Origin of the sequence: Promicromonospora sp. MS192, assembly GCF_049532985.1 — a bacterium.
GTDB lineage: Bacteria > Actinomycetota > Actinomycetes > Actinomycetales > Cellulomonadaceae > Promicromonospora.
Map to the genome: position 1 here is coordinate 2,408,861 of NZ_CP186693.1, position 16,924 is coordinate 2,425,784.

The 16,924-nt window shown below is 73.9% G+C and carries 17 protein-coding genes; 10 read left to right on the plus strand and 7 right to left on the minus strand.

Going from position 1 to position 16,924, the window contains the following annotated elements:
• Positions 1-2: 2 nt before the first annotated feature.
• Positions 3-710 carry a GntR family transcriptional regulator gene (locus ACO229_RS10850; protein ID WP_397415554.1) on the minus strand — a complete coding sequence of 236 codons (708 nt, stop codon included), beginning with the start codon at positions 708-710 and terminating at the stop codon, positions 3-5.
• A gap of 143 nt (positions 711-853) precedes the next feature.
• On the opposite strand from ACO229_RS10850, the gene ACO229_RS10855 reads away from it, so the two are divergent.
• The 3 genes from ACO229_RS10855 (at position 854) to ACO229_RS10865 (ending at position 3,841) form a co-directional block, all read left to right on the plus strand.
• Positions 854-2,227 (plus strand): MFS transporter, encoded by a 1,374-nt coding sequence (locus ACO229_RS10855; protein ID WP_397433665.1) that lies wholly within the window; start codon positions 854-856, stop codon positions 2,225-2,227.
• Positions 2,224-3,249, plus strand: coding sequence for an alcohol dehydrogenase catalytic domain-containing protein (locus ACO229_RS10860; RefSeq protein WP_423464908.1), 1,026 nt, complete (start codon positions 2,224-2,226; stop codon positions 3,247-3,249). Before ACO229_RS10855 ends, ACO229_RS10860 begins: the two co-directional genes overlap by 4 nt.
• A 79-nt stretch (positions 3,250-3,328) precedes the next feature.
• On the plus strand, positions 3,329-3,841 hold the full coding sequence (locus ACO229_RS10865; RefSeq protein ID WP_397433668.1) for a mycothiol transferase: 513 nt from the start codon (positions 3,329-3,331) through the stop codon (positions 3,839-3,841).
• A 40-nt stretch (positions 3,842-3,881) separates the two neighbouring features.
• On the opposite strand, the gene ACO229_RS10870 is transcribed toward ACO229_RS10865, so the two are convergent.
• Both ACO229_RS10870 and ACO229_RS10875 read right to left on the minus strand, forming a co-directional pair.
• On the minus strand, positions 3,882-4,394 hold the full coding sequence (locus tag ACO229_RS10870; protein WP_397433669.1) for a MarR family winged helix-turn-helix transcriptional regulator: 513 nt from the start codon (positions 4,392-4,394) through the stop codon (positions 3,882-3,884).
• Between the two features lie 5 nt (positions 4,395-4,399).
• Positions 4,400-4,759: a nuclear transport factor 2 family protein gene (locus ACO229_RS10875; protein ID WP_423464909.1), complete on the minus strand. Its 360-nt coding sequence runs from the start codon at positions 4,757-4,759 to the stop codon at positions 4,400-4,402.
• A 156-nt stretch (positions 4,760-4,915) separates the two neighbouring features.
• Between ACO229_RS10875 and ACO229_RS10880 the strand changes: the two genes are divergently transcribed.
• Entirely contained in the window at positions 4,916-6,835 is a 1,920-nt protein-coding gene (locus ACO229_RS10880) for a sigma-70 family RNA polymerase sigma factor (protein WP_423464910.1), read from the plus strand.
• A gap of 405 nt (positions 6,836-7,240) precedes the next feature.
• On the opposite strand, the gene ACO229_RS10885 is transcribed toward ACO229_RS10880, so the two are convergent.
• Both ACO229_RS10885 and ACO229_RS10890 read right to left on the minus strand, forming a co-directional pair.
• Positions 7,241-8,641, minus strand: coding sequence for an SLC13 family permease (locus ACO229_RS10885; RefSeq protein ID WP_423464911.1), 1,401 nt, complete (start codon positions 8,639-8,641; stop codon positions 7,241-7,243).
• A 52-nt stretch (positions 8,642-8,693) separates the two neighbouring features.
• Positions 8,694-10,082 (minus strand): homoserine dehydrogenase, encoded by a 1,389-nt coding sequence (locus ACO229_RS10890; protein WP_423464912.1) that lies wholly within the window; start codon positions 10,080-10,082, stop codon positions 8,694-8,696.
• Positions 10,083-10,202: 120 nt separating this feature from the next.
• On the opposite strand from ACO229_RS10890, the gene otnK reads away from it, so the two are divergent.
• Genes otnK through ACO229_RS10905 form a run of 3 tightly spaced genes read left to right on the plus strand, consistent with a single transcriptional unit; the run spans position 10,203 to position 12,880 of the window.
• On the plus strand, positions 10,203-11,432 hold the full coding sequence (gene otnK, locus ACO229_RS10895; RefSeq protein ID WP_423464913.1) for a 3-oxo-tetronate kinase: 1,230 nt from the start codon (positions 10,203-10,205) through the stop codon (positions 11,430-11,432).
• Positions 11,429-12,070, plus strand: a complete 642-nt coding sequence (locus ACO229_RS10900; RefSeq protein ID WP_423464914.1) for a class II aldolase/adducin family protein — start codon at positions 11,429-11,431, stop codon at positions 12,068-12,070. The genes otnK and ACO229_RS10900 overlap by 4 nt, the downstream gene beginning before the upstream one ends.
• A gap of 21 nt (positions 12,071-12,091) precedes the next feature.
• On the plus strand, positions 12,092-12,880 hold the full coding sequence (locus tag ACO229_RS10905; protein WP_397415530.1) for a DeoR/GlpR family DNA-binding transcription regulator: 789 nt from the start codon (positions 12,092-12,094) through the stop codon (positions 12,878-12,880).
• 50 nt (positions 12,881-12,930) lie between these two features.
• Here the strand turns inward: ACO229_RS10905 and ACO229_RS10910 are convergent, their stop codons facing one another.
• Both ACO229_RS10910 and rpmF read right to left on the minus strand, forming a co-directional pair.
• On the minus strand, positions 12,931-13,989 hold the full coding sequence (locus ACO229_RS10910) for a radical SAM protein (RefSeq protein ID WP_423464915.1): 1,059 nt from the start codon (positions 13,987-13,989) through the stop codon (positions 12,931-12,933).
• Positions 13,986-14,171, minus strand: a complete 186-nt coding sequence (gene rpmF, locus ACO229_RS10915; RefSeq protein WP_397433679.1) for a 50S ribosomal protein L32 — start codon at positions 14,169-14,171, stop codon at positions 13,986-13,988. The genes ACO229_RS10910 and rpmF overlap by 4 nt, the downstream gene beginning before the upstream one ends.
• A 536-nt stretch (positions 14,172-14,707) precedes the next feature.
• Here rpmF and ACO229_RS10920 point away from each other — a divergent pair.
• The 3 genes from ACO229_RS10920 to ACO229_RS10930 all read left to right on the plus strand — a co-directional run bounded on the left by ACO229_RS10920 (position 14,708) and on the right by ACO229_RS10930 (position 16,924).
• A complete protein-coding gene (locus ACO229_RS10920; protein WP_423464916.1) occupies positions 14,708-15,880 on the plus strand; it encodes a MarP family serine protease in 1,173 nt (390 codons plus the stop codon).
• Positions 15,881-15,889: 9 nt separating this feature from the next.
• A complete protein-coding gene (locus ACO229_RS10925) occupies positions 15,890-16,435 on the plus strand; it encodes a ferritin (RefSeq protein WP_397415522.1) in 546 nt (181 codons plus the stop codon).
• Positions 16,436-16,537: 102 nt separating this feature from the next.
• Positions 16,538-16,924 (plus strand): zf-HC2 domain-containing protein, encoded by a 387-nt coding sequence (locus ACO229_RS10930; RefSeq protein ID WP_397433683.1) that lies wholly within the window; start codon positions 16,538-16,540, stop codon positions 16,922-16,924.

The following is a 16,924-nucleotide window of genomic DNA, read 5'->3' on the forward strand; positions in this document are numbered from 1 at the left end:
GGCTACTCCCAGACCGCGACGCTGCGTCGCACCGGCACCGACCCGTCGTCGGCGGCAAACAGCTCCGGCGAGCGCTGCCGGGTCTTCTCGATGTCGTCGAACACCGCGCGCAGGTGCCCGCGCAGGCAGTCGCGTGCGCTGGAGATGTCTCCCGCGACCACGGCGTCGAGGATGGCATGGTGCTCGTCGACGAACCGGCCCACGCCGTCGGACTCGTGCAGGCCCAGGCGCCTCGCCCGGTCGAGGTGCCCCTTGGCCGCCACGACCGTGGACCACGCGCGGCCGTGCCCGCTGAGCCGCAGCAGCCCGTGGTGGAACGCCTCGTCGAGCTCGAAGAAGCGCTCGATGCCGAGTCCGGGCTCCCGCTGCTGCTCCAGGTTGGCGCGCAGCTCGGCCAGGAGGTCCGGGTCGAGCACGTCGGGGATGTCGTCGAACGCGGCGAGCTCGACCGCCTCGCGCAGGAACTGTGCGTCCGCGACCCGCTCGGCGTCGACCCGGGAGACGAACGACCCGACCTTGGGGAACACCCGGACCAGCCCCTCCTCGCCGAGGAGGATCAGGCTCTCGCGCACCGGTGTGCGGCTCACGCCGAGCGACGCCGCCAGCTCGTTCTCCGAGAGCGAGGCGCCCGGCGGCAGCTCGAGGGTGAGCACCTTGCGGCGCAGCGTCTCGTACACGACGCTCCGGTTGGATCGCGAGCCTTGCCCCATGCCAGGGAGTCTAGACGAGGCTCCGGGCGGGCACGGCAGTTGACACCAACTTGTCGACACTGCTTCCATACAAGTCCTGCCACACATAGGTCGTGGGCATGTCCCGACAACGACGTCAGTCACGAAGTCAAGGAGCACCTCCCATGGCGGACACCGCTATGACCCCACCGGGGAACGTGGTCACCCGGTCGACCAAGGACCTCACCAAGGCAGCCGTCTCCGGCTGGCTCGGCACCGCCATGGAGTTCATGGACTTCCAGCTCTACTCGCTGGCGGCGGCGATCGTGTTCAACCAGATCTTCTTCCCCGGGGTCAGCCCCGCCATCGCGCTCATCGCGGCGATGGCGACCTACGGCGTCGGCTACGTGGCCCGCCTCGCGGGCGCGATCTACTTCGGCCGCATGGGCGACCGGATCGGCCGGCGCAAGGTGCTGTTCCTGACCATCGCCCTCATGGGCGTGTCGACGACGCTGATCGGCGTGCTGCCGACGTACCAGATGATCGGCATCACGGCGCCGATCCTCCTGGTGGTGCTGCGCCTGGTGCAGGGCTTCGGCGCCGGCGCGGAGATCGCCGGGGCCACCGTGATGCTCGCCGAGTACGCGCCGGTCAAGCGGCGCGGCCTGGTGGCGTCGCTGGTCTCGCTCGGCACCAACTCCGGCACGCTGGCGGCCTCCGCCCTGTGGGCGCTGCTGCTGGTGGTGCTCAGCGAGGAGCAGCTCCTGTCCTGGGGCTGGCGCGTGCCGTTCCTGCTCAGCTTCGTGCTCATGATCCTCGCGGTCTGGATCCGCCGGAACGTCAAGGAGAGCCCCGTGTTCGAGGCGCGGGCCGACGTGGTCGACGGCGTCGCCCTGAGCCGCTCGGAGGTCAAGGAGGCGCCCGCCGCGCCCGTGCTGGAGGCGGCGCTGGCGCAGCGCAAGGGCAAGGCGTTCTTCCTCGCGCTGGCCCTGCGGTTCGGCCAGGCCGGCAACTCCGGCCTGATCCAGACGTTCCTGGTGGGCTACATCGCCACCAACCTGGCCATGGACCGCGCCCTGCCCACCGAGGCCATCATGTGGGGCTCGATCGCCGGCTTCGCCACGGTGCCCCTGGTGGGCATGCTCGGCGACCGCTTCGGACGGCGCGCGATGTACACCACGCTGTCGCTGCTCACCATCGCGTTCGCGTTCCCGATGATGCTGCTGGTCACCAGCGGCAGCACCGCCGCGCTGCTGCTCGGCATGATCGCGGGGCTCAACATCGGCGTGCTGGGCCTGTTCGCCCTGGAGAGCGTGACCATGGCCGAGCTGTTCGGCGCCCGCACCCGGTTCACGCAGCTCGCCCTGACCAAGGAGATCGGCGGCATCCTCGCCACCGCGATCGGCCCGGTCGTCGCCGCCTCGCTCACCGCGGCCACCGGCAGCTGGTGGCCCATCGCCGCGATGCTCGTCGTCTACTCGGTCATCACCCTGGTCGCCGCGCGCCTCGCGCCCGAGACCCGGGGTCGCGACCTGGTCCAGCTGGAGGACGCCGTATGAGGGCCGTCGTCGTGCACGGGGCCGGGGACCTGCGGGTCGAGGAGCGCCCCGACCCCGTGGCCGGACCCGGCGAGGTGCTCGTCGCGATGGAGTGGGGCGGTGTCTGCGGGTCGGACGTGGCCTACTGGCGCAACGGGTCCTCGGGCACGGCCGTGCTGCGCGACCCGCTCGTCCTCGGTCACGAGGTGGCCGGCCGCGTGGCCGCCCTCGGTCCGGGCGTCAGCGGCTGGACGCCGGGGACCCCGGTGACCGTGCACCCCGCGACCGCGACGGCGGAGTCCGTGCTGCCCGACCGCCTGGCCGGGCGCACCAACCTGCACTCGCACGTGCGGTACTTCGGCTCGGCGGCCTTCCACCCGCACACCGACGGCGGGTTCAGCGAGCTGCGGGCCGTCCCCGCCGCCCAGCTGAGGCGCCTGCCCGACGGCGTGAGCACCGAGCAGGGGGCGCTGGCCGAGCCGCTGGCCGTGGCGATGCACGCGGTGCGCCGCGCCGGCGTCGTCCGCGGGCGGGACGTCGTGGTCAACGGGGCGGGACCGATCGGCTGCCTCGTCGTGGCCGCCGCGAAGCACGCCGGAGCCGCGACGGTCACCGCCGCCGACGTGTCCGGCACGTCCCTGGCCGTGGCCAAGGAGCTCGGCGCCGACCGCACCCTGAACGTCGCCGCCGGCGACACGCTGCCGCAGGACAGCGAACTCGTGTTCGAGGCCTCCGGCGCACCCGCCGCGCTGGGCGGCGTGCTGCGCGCCACGGCCCGCGGCGGCACGCTCGTCCAGGTCGGCAACCTGCCCGGCGCCGCGGCCCCCGCCGCGCTCGGCGACCTCGTGACCCGCGAGATCACCTGGGTCGGGGCCTACCGGTTCGTCGAGGAGATCAGCGACGCGCTCGACGCGCTGCGTGACGGGCTCGACGTCTCGGGCGTCGTCACGCACCGGTTCGGCATCGAGGACGCCGGCGCCGCGCTGGCGGCCGCCGCCGGGCCGGAGAGCAGCAAGGTGCTGATCCGCCTGGCGCAGGGCTGACCAGTCGTCGCGTGCGGTGCTGCCGCATCTGCTGTGGCATCGTGGCACCGCACGCGACGTCGAGGTCCGAGGGGGAACGATGCGAGGTACTCAGCTGCTGGTCGACGCGTTCGGCAGGATCCGGGAGACGGTGCACGCCGCGGTCCGGGGCCTCGACCCCGACGAGCTGGCCTTCCGGCCCGACGAGGGCTCCAACTCGGTCGCCTGGCTCGTCTGGCACCTGACCCGGGTCCAGGACGACCACGTCGCCGACGCGGCCGGCACCAGCCAGATCTGGTCCGACGACGGCTGGGACCGCCGGTTCGGCCTGCCGTTCCCGGCCGAGGAGACGGGCTACCGGCACGACGCCGACGAGGTGGCCGCCGTCCGCGTCTCGTCCGGCGACCTGCTCACCGGGTACCACGACGCCGTGCACGACCAGACGGTGCGCTACCTGGAGCGGCTGTCCGACGACGACCTGGACCGCGTGGTCGACACCCGGTGGGACCCGCCGGTGACGCTCGGCGTCCGGCTGGTCAGCGTCGTCAACGACGACATGCAGCACGCCGGGCAGGCGGCGTACGTGCGCGGGCTCGTGCTGCGCCGTCGCTGAACCCGCTCCCCCGGCGACGCACGGCCGGCCACGCCGTCGTTCAGGGGTGGTCGGCGGGGCGCGGGAGCGTGCCGTGCTCGACCAGGCGGTCGTAGATGTCCTCGAACGCGCTCGCCAGCTGCCGGGTCTGCGCCCCCGACAGCGCGTCGAGGAAGACGGTGCGCACGAAGTCGGTGTGCGCCGGCGAGGCACGTCGGAGCAGGGCGCGCCCCTCGTCGGTGAGGGTCACGTCCGTCGCCCTGCGGTCCCGTGCGCTCGGCGTGACCTCCACCAGGGCGCGGCGGGCCATGCGCAGCACCTGGTGGGACACCCGGCTCCGTTCGGCGCCGATGCGCGTGGCCAGGTCGGAGACGGTCATGCTGCCGTCCTGGTCGCTGGTGAGCGCGACCAGGACGTCGTAGTCCGCCAGGGAGACCCCGGCGTCGGCCTGGAGCTGGTGGTTCATCTCGTACCGCAGGCGCAGGTGCACCTTCATGTAGGCGTACCAGGCACGCACCTGGTCGTCGTCGAGGAAGGCGAAGGGCGACTCGGGAGGGACGTCGTACCGGCCCATGCGGTTCAGCGGAACAGGACGGTGTAGACCTTCGCCAGGAGCCCGTCGCGGACGAAGCCCATGTCCGTGCCGCGGACCACCGGCGGCGCGCCCTCGGGCCCGAGCGCCCACGCGAGGTAGCCCATGTCCTGCACCTGGTAGAAGTCCCCGTCCGGCCGGAACACGAAGCCCGGTGCCCCGTCCAGGATCTCCCGCACCTTGGCGTCCAGCGCCTCGTGCCCCTCGACCTGGCCCTCCGCATCGGCGAAGACCACGTCCTTCGTGTACGTCCGGCGGATCGCCTCCGCCCGGCGGGCGGCGTCCCGCTCCCCGAAGACCTCCAGCAGGTTGGCGCGCATCAGCTTCTCGAGCCCCGGCTCCGACATGGCACCCCTCCAGATTTACGTGAAGTTTCACTCAAAGTAGGTGCCCGCGCGCCGCTCGTCAAGCCGATCGTGCGTTGACGCACATTCTGCGGTTCGTCGCGCGGCCCGTGCCCGACCTCGGTGGAATGGTCCCCGAACGGGAGGGGATCAGCCGGTATGACTGCCGCACGCGCGCTGCAGATCGACGACTGGGTCGTGCATCGGCCCAATGTCGTGCGTTCGGTCATGGCCCGGGTGCCCGGCATCGACGCCGAGGAGGCCACCAGCCGCGCCCTGGAGAAGATGATCCGCATCGTCTCCACCGGCGGCACCATCACCGACCCCGCGCCCTACTGGCGCCGTGCGGCCATGAACGAGGCCATCTCGATGACGCGGGAGGCCGGACGCACCACCCTCGTCGAGGACGACACGCTCGACGGCCTGACCCCACCCGCCGAGGGCGCGGAGCTCGACGTCGAACGCCAGGCGGACGTCTCGATGCTCCGCACGGCCCTGGCCGACCTGCCCGACGACGACCGCCAGATCCTGCTCGAACGACACGTGCACGACAAGGCCGTGAGCGACATCGCCACCGGCCTGGGCGTACGCCCGCACGCGGTGACCATGCGGCTGCGGCGCGCCGAGGAACGCCTCGCCGGGGCGTTCGCCGCCGCCCACGCCCGCACCGTGAACGAGCCCGAGTGCCGCGCCACCCGCGCCGCCATGCACGACTACCTGAAGGACCGGCTGCTCCCCCGGCGCCGCGCCCGGGTGGAGACCCACATGGACGGCTGCGCCGACTGCACGCGCGCCTTCCTGGACGTGCGGGAGGTGTCCTGGATGCTGCGCGACCTGGGGCAGCACGTCGTGGCCGGGGCGCTGGCGACCGGTGCGCTCGGTGCGGCGGTCGGCGCCGGGGTGGCCGGCGCCGCGGGCGGCAGCGCGGCCGGAGGCGGGGCCGCCGGTGCCGGGGCACCGCGCTCGTTCGGCAAGAAGGAGGCCGCGGTCGCCGCGGGGGTGGTCGCCGCTCTGGCGGTCGGGGCAGGTGCGGCGGCGCTCGTGGCGAACCAGCCGGACGACCCGCCCGCGGCGGAGTCCGTCGAGGCTCCTGGTGGGGGTGCGGGTGCGGGTGCGGGTGCGGGTTCGGATGGCGGCTCGGGCGGGGGTGCGGGCGAGGGCGACCCTGGCGGCGGAGACGGCGGGACGGACGGTGGAGCTGGCACAGCTGATGGCGGAGCCGGCACAGCCGGCGGCGAGACGGGTGCCGGTGACGCCGACGGTGCAGCAGGTCCCGGCGCGGGCGCTGCACCGGGCAGCGGTGCGCCGGAGGGATCGGGCGACGGCGAGACGGGAACCGGAACCGATCCGACCGGGGACGGCCGCGACTCCGGCGACGGTCCGGACGCTCCCGGCGAGAACGACCCTGACGCTGCGGGTACGGACGCCGGCACCACCGACGAACCCGAGTCCCCCACCGACAACGGGGCCGAGTCCAACAACGGGACCCCGTCCAACAACGGGACCCCGTCCAACAACGGGGCCCAGTCCGACGACGGGGCCCAGTCCGGCACGGGAAGCGGCGGAACAGGAACCGACAACCCGGAGGGTGCCCCTGGCGGCTCCGGCACTACCCCGGCCGACGGCTCCGACGGCGGCAGCCCTGACCTCGGGGCAACCGTTTCGGACTGGCTGGCCGGGCTCGGCCTGGGCGACGGCTCGTCCGATGGCACCGGCGATGCGGACACGGCATCCGGCCGCACCGGCAGCGACCCCGCGGACGACAACGGCGACCAAAGCGCCTCCGGCAGCGACTCCGCGGACAGCGAAGACTCCGCGAACGGCACCGACTCGGCGGACGGCGACAATTCCGCAGGCACCTCCGGAGCCGACCCCACGACCGGCAACCGCGACCAGACCAGCGCCGACCCCACCACCAACGGCGACGGCCCCGCGTCCGCCGAGGGCACCACCCCCGGCATCGGCGCGGAGCTGAGGAGCTGGTTCGCCCGGCTCGGCGTCGCGGGCGTGCCTGCGTTCCTGCTGATCGTCTTCATTCTCTGGCTCTGGGAGCGCTGGACCCGCTCGGAGACCAAGTAGCGGGGCACCACGTCCTCCCCACTTCGGTCTCTAGCCGCCCCTCCGGCAACGCGTTCGGTCGGTTGCCTCGAGATCGGTCCATCGATGGACCGATCTCGAGGCAACCGACCGAACACCACAGCCCAGCGGGTGCAAGGGACCGAACCAGACCGGCCCAACGCCGCCAGCCCAGGCCAGCCGACGCCCCCAGCCCGGCCCGGCACCCCCAACCAACCCAGCCCAGCCCGACCCGGCCCAGCCCAGCCCAGCCCAGCCCGACCCGGCCCAGCCCAGCCCGACCCGGCCAAGCCCAACCCAACCCAGCCAAGCCCAACCCAACCCAACCCAGCCAAGCCCAGCCCAGCCCAGCTCACGCCAGCCCGAACCCACTCCCCCGAGGCACCCCAGCCCCCGGCCGCCCCGGCGTCAAGCCCAGAGGAACGGCACCACCATCGTCAGCAGCGTCACCACCGGGGTGATGATCACCATCGACAGGCCCCAGACGGTCAGGTTCCGGTTCACCCGTGGCCGGTCCGCCTCCACCGTGGACGCCACGATGGTCGCGCCGGTGGTGCCGAACGGGGCGCAGTCCACGAGCGAGGCCGAGATCGCCAGCGCGTAGATGAACCCGGTCATCTCCAGGCCGCCGCCGGGCACGAGCAGCGGGACGGCCAGCGGGACGAGCGCCCCGATGATGCCGATCGTGGAGGCGAACGCCGACACCAGGCCGGCCACCACGCAGATGACGAACGCGGCCACGAGCGGGTCGCTCACGGAGCGGGCGGCCTCGCCGAGCTGGTCGATGGCGCCGAGCCGGGTCAGCACCTCGACGTACGTGATGATGCCGCCCAGCAGCAGGATGGTGCTCCAGTCGACCTTGGTCATGGCGCGTCGTCCGACGCCGGGGTCCACCAGCGCGAGGATCACCGCGATGGTCAGCGCGACCACGCCCAGGTTGATGTCCACGTCGAGCTGCGTGAGCAGGAAGAACCCGCCGATCAGCACCACGATCGAGGCCATGACGAGCACCTGCATGCCCGTCGCCCTGGCCGGCGTCGCCGGCGCCTCGGCCCGCGTGAGCGTCGCCGTCGCGGTCCCACCGCCACCACCGCCACCACCGCCACCGGCACCACCGGCACCGGCACCGGAGCCAGAACCGGCACCCGCACCCCCACCGGCCCCGCCCTCCGGCGAGACCCCGGAACCCGAACCGGCCCCGCGCGACCGCTGGATGAGCTCCCGCCCGCCGAACATGAAGAACGCCACGAGCACGACCAGCGCGTTGATCCCGACCGACAGCCCGAACATCAGGCCGGCGTCGTACCGCAGGTCCGCGGAGGAGGCCACGGTCTGCACGGTGATGCCCACGATGCTGGTGGGCGCGAGCGCGCCACCGACGATGGCGGAGCTCATCGCGATGGCCATCATGGTCGAGTTGATCCGGTGGGTCGCGGCGAGGCTCATCGCGATCGGGACCACGGCGAACGCCGCGTGCGAGGTACCGAGGCAGGCCACGCCGGTGGCGATCAGCCACAGGCCCCAGGGCAGCAGTGCCACGCGGTCGCCGATGAGCCCGAGCGAGCGGTCCACGAGCCAGTCGATGGTGCCGGTCTCGCGCGCGATCCCGAACAGGTAGGTGATGCCCAGCAGGATGATGAGGGCGTCGACGGGGAACCCGCCCAGCACGTCGTCCAGGCCCTCCCCCACCACGCCGATGCCCACGATGAACGAGGCGACCAGGGCGAGCGCGCCCATGTGGATGTTGCGCACCGCCGAGATGCCGAAGACGGCGGCGAGCCCGATGAGGGCGATGATCTCGGCGGTCATGCCGCACGCTCCCTTCGGGGCGGCACGGCGTGCGCGGACAGGGCGAGAATCGTCATCGATCGTCTCCGTTCGTGGTGGTGCCGGCGATGCCCTGGCGGTAGGCGGCCAGCGCCGGCTCGTCGACGCCCTCGACGTCGTCCAGGCCGATGAGGCCGCCGGGCTCGACGGGGCGCGTCAGGCGCGCGCCGTCGAGCAGGTAGTAGGGGGCGACGCCCTCGGGGTCGTCGAGCGCCGCGGGGTCCAGCAGCACCGGGGCGACGCCGTCGATCTCGTGGTGGTGGCCCTGGACGCGCAGCTCGGTGCCGGCCGCGAGGCCGTCCGTCGCGCGCGCGGCGAGCAGGGTGGTCCAGCGCGCCCGGGGTGCGGGCGCGCGGTCGACGGCGGCGTGCACGGTCAGCGGCGTCTCGACGCCCATGTAGTGGTACGGCCAGTACACGCACGCGTAGCGGCCGTCCCGGCTGACCACGTGCCCCTTGCCGTGCAGCAGCTCCCAGGTCGCGGGGTCGCCCGTGCACACGACGGCGAAGACGCCGCCCGCGAAGCTCGCCTCGCCGGGCAGGCGCAGCGCCGAGAAGACGTCCACCACGCCGTCGTGCGCGAGGATGCCGCCGTCCTCGCGCGCCGCGTAGATGTCGGCGAGCTCGGCGATGCGGGCCACGGGGTAGTGCATGGCCTCGACGTCGGCGCGGGCGCCGGTCCGGGTCGCGACGACCGTCATCTCGCAGTGGTCCGCGGCGGCGGCCCGCTTGAGGTCCCGCACGGCCTCGGCGCGGCGGGCGAGCGTGCCGGGCACGTCGTCGCCGAGCTCCAGCAGGCCGGCCAGCGCGGGGGCGTCGACGGTCACGCCGGCCTGCGTGACGCGGCCGGTAACGGGGTCGAGCTCCAGGTCGTACTCCCCCGCCTTGCCGATCGCGACGATGTCGAGGCCGACGGCGCTGACCCAGTCGACCAGGCGCAGCAGGTTGGCGGGCTGGTCTCCGTCACCCGGGAGGTAGCTGAGGCCGTTCGCGGCGGCGAGCTCACCGAGCGCGACGCCCACGACGGTGTCGACCTCCTTGCTCACCATGACCACGTGCGTGCCGTGCGCGAGGGCCGCCGAGGCGTACCCGTACCCGGCCGCGACCCGGCCGCAGGCCTCGACGAGCACGTCGAGGCTCGCCCAGTCCAGGGCGTCCGCGGAGGCGAGCAGGGCGGTGCGCCCCTCGCGCACCAGGCGGGCGGTGGTCTCGGGGTCGGCGGACTCGCCGACACGCTCGGCCGGGTAGCCGAGGTCGTCGAGCATGCGGCGCACGCCCGCGACGTCGGGGTCCACCAGGACCGCCGGGCGGATCTCGGGGGTCAGGGCGAGCTGGGCGAGGAACGTGCGGCCGTAGCCGCCGTTGGCCCCCGTCAGGGCGACGCGCACCGGGGCGCGCGTCCGGGAGACGTGATGAAGGATCACCGTTGTTCCGATCGTCGTGCACCTGCTCGGCGTTCGAGCGGGCTGGCGGCCACTGTGCCACAGTTTCTAGAATCGTCCAACTTCGCATCAGATCGTCACAGCGTGTGAGAAGATCTGATCATGCTCGGATCCATCGCCGACGACTTCACCGGCGCCACCGACCTCGCCACGATGCTGCGCAGGTCCGGCCACCGCGTCAGTGTCGTCATCGAGAACGGCACGCTCAGCCCCGACCAGCTCCGCGCGGCCGACGCCGTCGTCGTCGCGCTCAAGACGCGCACGGCGCCGCGCGCCGAGGCGGTCGAGGCGTCGCTCGACGCGCTGGCGCGGCTGCGCTCCTGGGGGGCCACGCGCTTCTACGTGAAGTACTGCTCCACCTTCGACTCGACGGACGAGGGCAACATCGGCCCCGTCCTGGACGCGGTGTCGGACGCCGTCGGGGCCGGGCGCGCCGTCGTCGTACCCGCCCTGCCCGCCAACGGCCGCACGGTCTACCAGGGGCACCTGTTCGTGGGCCCGGACCTGCTGGAGAACTCCTCGATGCGGCACCACCCGCTCACGCCCATGACCCGCTCCCGGGTGGCAGACCTGCTACGGCCCCAGACCGCCCACGACGTCGCGGAGGTGCCGCTGGCGACCGTGCACGAGGGCGCGGGCGCCGTGCGGGACTCCCTGGACGCGGCCGGGGCGCGCTACGTCGTCGTGGACGCCGTCTCGGACGACGACCTCGTCACGATCGGGGCCGCCACCGCCGGCGACCGGCTCGTCTCCGGGGGCTCCGGCCTCGCCCTCGGCATCGCCGGCCCGGGCCTGCCCGACGAGCGGTGGTCCCCGCCCCGCACCGGTCGGGGCGTCGTCCTGTGCGGCAGCGTGTCGACGGCGACGCTCGGCCAGGTGGCCGACGCCGCCCGCACCCAGCCGGTGCGGACCGTCGACCTGGCCGCGGCCGTGGCCGACGAGCAGGCCACCGCGGCGGACCTGGTCGACTGGGTCGAGCGGCAGGACGCGGCGTCGTACCCGGTGGTGTGCGCGGCGCGCGAGCGTGCCGACGTGCGGCCCGAGGTGGACGGCGTGGCGGTCGCGCCCGTGGTCGAGCGGGTGCTCGCCGAGGTGGCGCGGCGGCTGGTCGAGCGGGGCACGGTGACGGCGCTCGTCGTCGCGGGAGGTGAGAGCAGCGGTGCGGTGGTGCGCGCCCTGGGCGTGGACGCGCTGCGCATCGGGCCCGAGCTCGGGCCCGGCGTGTGCTGGGCCACGGGCAGCGCCGGCGACCGGACGGTCGCACTCGCCCTCAAGAGCGGCAACTTCGGCGGCGCCGACCTGTTCACCGCGGCGTGGGAGGTGCTGCGATGAGCCCCGCCGACGCGCTCGCGGACGCCGGCCGCCGCCTCGTCGCGGCGGGCCTGAGCCCGGGCAGCAGCGGCAACGTCAGCGTGCTGGACGGCGACCGCATCCTGATCAGCGGCACCGGCTCGTCGCTGGGCCGGCTGTCCGAGGCGGACCTGGCGCGCGTCGGGCTCGACGGCACCCACCTGGGCGGCGCACGCGCCTCCAAGGAGACCCCGCTGCACGTCGCGTTCTACCGGCGCGACGCCGCGTTCCGGGCCGTGGTGCACCTGCACTCGCCGCACGCCGTCGCCCTGGCGTGCCTGGAGCCGTGGGCCGTGCACAACGCCGTCCCTCCGCTCACCCCGTACTTCGTGATGCGGGTGGGGCAGGCGCCCCTGCTCCCCTACCGCCACCCCGGCGACCCGGCCCTGGGCGACGACCTGCTGGCCGCCCCGTGGCCGCTGCGCGCCGCGCTGCTCGCCAGCCACGGCGCCGTGGTGGCGGGGGCCGACCTGGACGAGGCCGTCGACCGGGCCACCGAGCTGGAGGAGGCGTGCCGGATCGCCCTGCTCACCGCCGGGTCCCCGCGCCGCGAGCTCACGCCCGACCAGATCGCTGAGCTGGCGCGACGCTGGGACAGCCCCTGGACGCCGGAACCCTAGACTGACGCGCGGGAGGCGATGATGGCGAAGACGACGGGGTTGATCCCGGAGCAGCGCAGGCAGCAGATCCTGCGCCACCTGCGCACCGAGCAGGTGCTCAGCTACCGGCAGATCACCGAGCTGCTCGGCATCAGCCAGATGACCGCTCGGCGCGACGTGGCCGTGCTCGCCGAGCAGGGGCGCGTCCGGGCGACCCAGGGCGGCGCGACGCTGGCGACCCGGCTGCTCGACGAGCCCCGCCGGGCCGAGAAGGCGGTCACCGGGCTGCCCGAGAAGACGGCGATCGCCCGCGCGGCGGCCGAGCTGGTCACCGACTCGATGACCGTCTACCTCGATGCCGGCACCACCGTGCAGGCCATGCGCCCGTTCCTGGAGCAGCGCACGGGGCTGACCGTGGTCTCCAACGACCTCAGCACGGTGCTCGCGTTCCTCGACCACCCGAGCGTGGACCTGATCAGCGTGGGCGGGCGGGTCGACCCGGACAACCAGTCCACGATCGGCCGGCTCGCCGCCCTGACGCTCGCCGAGCTGTCGCTCGACGTCGCGTTCCTGTCCTCCAGCTCCTGGGACGCGCGCCACGGCGTCACGACCCCGGTCGAGGCGAAGATCGAGGCCAAGCGCGCGGCCATGGCCTCGGCGACGACGACGGTGCTGCTCGCCGACAGCGGCAAGTTCGGGCGCTACGCCAAGTACCGCGTGCTGTCCCTGGACGAGCTCGACACCGTGATCAGCGATCCGGGCCTGGAGGAGCCCGACGCCGCCCGGATCGAGGCCCTCGGCGTCGAGGTGCTCCGCGCGCCGCTCGCCTGACCCGTCGGCCGGACGGACAGGTCACCGCGACGACCTGTCCGTCCGGCAGGTCACCCGGGCTGCAGGTAGCGGGCGTGGAGCTGCCCGCACGCCGCGTCGATGCCCGTGCCGAGCTGACGCCGCCGGGTCGCGTGCACGCCCCGGGCACGCAGCCCGTGCACGAAACCGTCGACGTGCCGGGTGGTCGGCGCGCGGTAGGACGGGTCCGCCCCTGCCGCCTCGTTGTACCGGATCACGCTCACGTGGAACAGCTCGGGCCGCGAGCGCTGCCGCACCAGCCCCGCCAGCGCCGCCAGGTCGGCCTCGCCGTCGTTCACACCTGCGATGAGCAGGTAGGCGAGGTAGACCTTGCGCCGGCTGGTGGCGACGTGCCGGTCGAGGACGGTGAGGTTCTCGGCCAGCGGGTAGCGCCGTTCGAGCGGGATGAGGGCGGCCCGCTGCTCCGGGAACGGTGAGTGCACCGAGAGCGTGACCGTCACCTGGGGGTGCTCGGTCACCAGCCGCGCCAGGTTCGGCGCGAACCCGACCGTCGAGACCGTGACGCGCCGGGCCGCCAGACCGGCGAACGCCGGGTCCGTGAGCAGGGTCAGCGCGTCGAACACGTGCGGGTTGGCCAGCGCCTCCCCCATGCCCATGAAGGCCACGCTCGCCGGCCGGGGCAGGCCGTCGCGCGTCCACCGGGGGTGCATCACCTGCGCCGTGATCTCGTCGGCCGTGAGGTTGCGGACCAGCCCGACCGCGCCCGTGGCGCAGAACGTGCAGCCCAGCCCGCAGCCGGCCTGCGAGGACACGCACATCGAGTCCCAGCCGGCCCGGTAGTGCGACACCACCGTCTCGATGCGCGCGCCGGACTCCGCCGCGAACAGCACCTTCTCGACGTGCTCGTCGTGCTGTACCGCGACCTCGTCCAGGGGATGGAGGCGGGACCCGAACCGGTCGGCCAGGTCGGAGCGCAGGTCCGGCGGGAGGGCACGGATGTCCGCGAACGTCTCCGCCGTCGACCCCCGCCACGCGGCGACGACCTGCCGGAACCGGTAGTCCGGCACGCCGGTCGCGGACAGGTGCTCGCGCAGGCGCATCCACCGGCTCCGGACGGTGAGCGCGTTCATGTGTCACCGTCCGTCGCGGGCAGCACCTCGCGGCCCCGGTAGAGACCGCAGTACGGGCACGCGCGGTGCGGCGGTACGAGCTTCGCGCACCGCGGGTTGGCGCAGCGGGCGAGGACGGGCGGGCTCGCCTTCCAGTGGGCACGACGGTGCCGGGTACGCGAGCGGGAGGTGCGGTGCTGCATGGGAGTGCCTTTCGTGAACGGTTGCTGATCAGCGGGGAGCAACCGACCACGGGCGTGGCCCGGGAGGCACGGGGCGTCGTCGAGGCGCGGCGGGGCACGGGGACGTGCGCGAACCGCCGGGGAGCCGGAGAGGGTCGTCACGGGGAGACCACGACGCGGACCGTCGACCGTGCGCGGCAGGCGCAGGGACCAGACCGATGGTCGGTGCGTCGCGGGCGTGCCGGGGCCAGGGCCCACGGAAGGGGACTGCAGCGCCGGGACGGCGAGCACGCGTCCCAGGGAGTGCCGGCCACCGGCCGCCCGGTGGCTACAGTCTGTCGACCTCGATCATGATGACCGGGACCGTAGCAGCGCTGCCCGCACGCACCCCAGCCTTTTTCCGCGCGACAGACCGGCGAGCGCACCTGTGAACGTCCGGCCGGGAATCTGCGGATCGCGTGATGGACGTGGGTCGCCGGGCGCGCGGCCCAGGTTCAGCGTCTACGGTCGTCTCGTCCACCCGGCCGGCGCTCGCCTGCCCCGACCAAGGAGCCCCCATGACGTTCGTCGACCTGGTGCTTCTCGCGGTGCTCTTCATCGCGCTGATGACCGGCCTCAGCCGGGGCCTCCTGGCCACGCTCGGCGGCCTGGCCGGCCTCGTCATCGGAGGCGTCGCGGCCTTCTGGGCGGTCCCCGCCGTCAACGACGCGCTGCCGTCGGCGCAGTGGCGGGGGCCGGTGTCCATCGCCGTCGCCGTGCTGCTGCCGATGCTCGGCGCCTCCGTCGGCGCCGGGCTGGGCCGGGACCTGCGCCGAGGCGTGGACCGCACGGCGCTGCGCCCGCTCGAACGGCTGCTGGGCGGGGTGGCCAACGTAGGGGTCGTCGCCCTGGCCCTCTCGTTCGTCGGCCACGCCGTCGGCGCGACCGGCGTGCCCGGCGTGGCGCCCGCGGTGTCGTCGTCCGCCGTCCTGCGCACCATCGACGAGCTGACGCCGCCCGCCATCGGCCGGCCGCTGGCCGAGGCCCGCGCGTTCGTGCTCGACGACGGCCTGCCGCGCCTGAACATCCTGGCGGTGCCGCGGCAGGACGCCGAGGTGCCCGCCGTCGCGCTCGACGACCCGCGCCTGGAGACGGCGGCACAGTCGGTCGCCCGGATCTCGGGCATCGCCTACGCGTGCGGGACGAGCTCGACCGGGTCGGGGTTCGTGGTGGCGGACGACCGGCTGGTGACGAACGCGCACGTCGTGGCCGGGGTGGACCGGCCGGTCGTGGAGCTGCCCGGCGGCGAGGTACGGGAGGGCAGCGTGGTCTACTACGACCCGGTCGACGACCTCGCGGTGATCGCCGTCGACGGCCTGGCCGCGGACCCGCTCGCCGTGGCGCCCACCCTCGCGGTCGGCGACCGCGCCGTCGTGCAGGGCTATCCCTACGGCGGACCGTTCACCTCCGGCAGCGCCGGGGTGCTCGACGTCAGCACCACGGTCGTGCCGGACTCGTACGGCCGCGGCGGTGCGGAGCGCGAGGTCTACTCGCTGGCCGCCGTCGTGCGGCCCGGCAACTCGGGCGGGCCGCTGCTGACCACGGACGGCGAGGTGGCGGGCGTCATCTTCGCGCGGGCCGAGACCAACCCGAACGTCGGCTACGCCATGACGACCGCCGAGCTGCGACCCGTGGCCGACCGCGCCGCCGCCCTGGACGACGCCGTGTCCACGGGGCAGTGCGCCGGGTAGCGTTGTCGCATGACGACGACCTCTCAGGACTCGCAGTACCTGCGGCTGCTGGGCGAGCAGGTGGGGCACGAGCTCGCGGCCCACCTCCAGTACGTGGCGATCGCGGTGTGGTTCGACAGCCACGACCTGCCGCAGCTCGCGGCGCACTTCTACCGGCAGGCGCTCGAGGAGCGCAACCACGCCATGATGATCGTCCAGTACCACCTGGACCGGTCGCTGCCCGTGCAGATCCCGGGCACCCCCGCGGTGCGCAACGACTTCGCGGACGTGGTGGAGCCGCTCCAGCTCGCCCTGGACCAGGAGCAGCAGGTCACGCGGCAGATCGAGGCGATCTTCCGGGCGGCCCGCGAGGAGGGCGACGCCCTGGGCGAGCAGTTCCTCCTGTGGTTCCTCGAGGAGCAGGTGGAGGAGGTCGCCGCGGCGACCACGCTGCTCACGGTCGCCCGGCGCGCCGGCGACAACCTGTTCGACCTGGAGAACTACGTGGCCCGCGAGACCATCGGCGATGCCGGTGAGTCCGCCTCCGCCCCGCGGGCCGCCGGCGGGACCCTCTGATCCCCCTCGCAGATATCACACGGCTGCTACACGATCCCTGTTGCCTGTGGAAATCTTGCCCCGCGACCTGAACGACCGCGCACGGAGAGGGGCGGGACCGGGGTGACGATCACGAGCAGCTCGTGGATCGGCGGCCCGCACCCGGACCCCGCACGCCTGGCCGCCGTCGCCGCCCTCCGCGCCGCGCTCTCGACCCTCGCCGACGGTCGGCGGGACGACCCGGCCGGTCCCGGCCCGGTCCGCACCCGGTCCGTACCGCCTCCCGCGTGCCGCACCACCCGTGCGGCGATGTACGACTACGTCAAGGGCAGCCTGGTACCGAGCCGCCAGCGCCGCGTCGAGGCACACCTGGACGGCTGCGGCCGGTGCACGCGCGCCTTCGCCGACGTGCGCGAGGAGTCCTGGGCGCTGCGCGGGCTGGGCCGGCGCCTCGCGGCGCACGACCACCAGGGCGGGCGGCACCGGCGCACGGCGCCCGGCCGGTTCTGA

Coding starts and splice junctions, on each gene's coding strand:
- ACO229_RS10910 (WP_423464915.1), bottom strand. CDS start 13,989: ATGAACGCGCTCACCGTCCGGAGCCGGTGGATGCGCCTGCGCGAGCAC.
- ACO229_RS10905 (WP_397415530.1), top strand. CDS start 12,092: ATGGCGAAGACGACGGGGTTGATCCCGGAGCAGCGCAGGCAGCAGATC.
- ACO229_RS10860 (WP_423464908.1), top strand. CDS start 2,224: ATGAGGGCCGTCGTCGTGCACGGGGCCGGGGACCTGCGGGTCGAGGAG.
- ACO229_RS10855 (WP_397433665.1), top strand. CDS start 854: ATGGCGGACACCGCTATGACCCCACCGGGGAACGTGGTCACCCGGTCG.
- rpmF (WP_397433679.1), bottom strand. CDS start 14,171: ATGCAGCACCGCACCTCCCGCTCGCGTACCCGGCACCGTCGTGCCCAC.
- ACO229_RS10920 (WP_423464916.1), top strand. CDS start 14,708: ATGACGTTCGTCGACCTGGTGCTTCTCGCGGTGCTCTTCATCGCGCTG.
- ACO229_RS10865 (WP_397433668.1), top strand. CDS start 3,329: ATGCGAGGTACTCAGCTGCTGGTCGACGCGTTCGGCAGGATCCGGGAG.
- ACO229_RS10850 (WP_397415554.1), bottom strand. CDS start 710: ATGGGGCAAGGCTCGCGATCCAACCGGAGCGTCGTGTACGAGACGCTG.
- ACO229_RS10870 (WP_397433669.1), bottom strand. CDS start 4,394: ATGGGCCGGTACGACGTCCCTCCCGAGTCGCCCTTCGCCTTCCTCGAC.
- ACO229_RS10925 (WP_397415522.1), top strand. CDS start 15,890: ATGACGACGACCTCTCAGGACTCGCAGTACCTGCGGCTGCTGGGCGAG.
- otnK (WP_423464913.1), top strand. CDS start 10,203: ATGCTCGGATCCATCGCCGACGACTTCACCGGCGCCACCGACCTCGCC.
- ACO229_RS10880 (WP_423464910.1), top strand. CDS start 4,916: ATGACTGCCGCACGCGCGCTGCAGATCGACGACTGGGTCGTGCATCGG.
- ACO229_RS10875 (WP_423464909.1), bottom strand. CDS start 4,759: ATGTCGGAGCCGGGGCTCGAGAAGCTGATGCGCGCCAACCTGCTGGAG.
- ACO229_RS10885 (WP_423464911.1), bottom strand. CDS start 8,641: ATGACCGCCGAGATCATCGCCCTCATCGGGCTCGCCGCCGTCTTCGGC.
- ACO229_RS10900 (WP_423464914.1), top strand. CDS start 11,429: ATGAGCCCCGCCGACGCGCTCGCGGACGCCGGCCGCCGCCTCGTCGCG.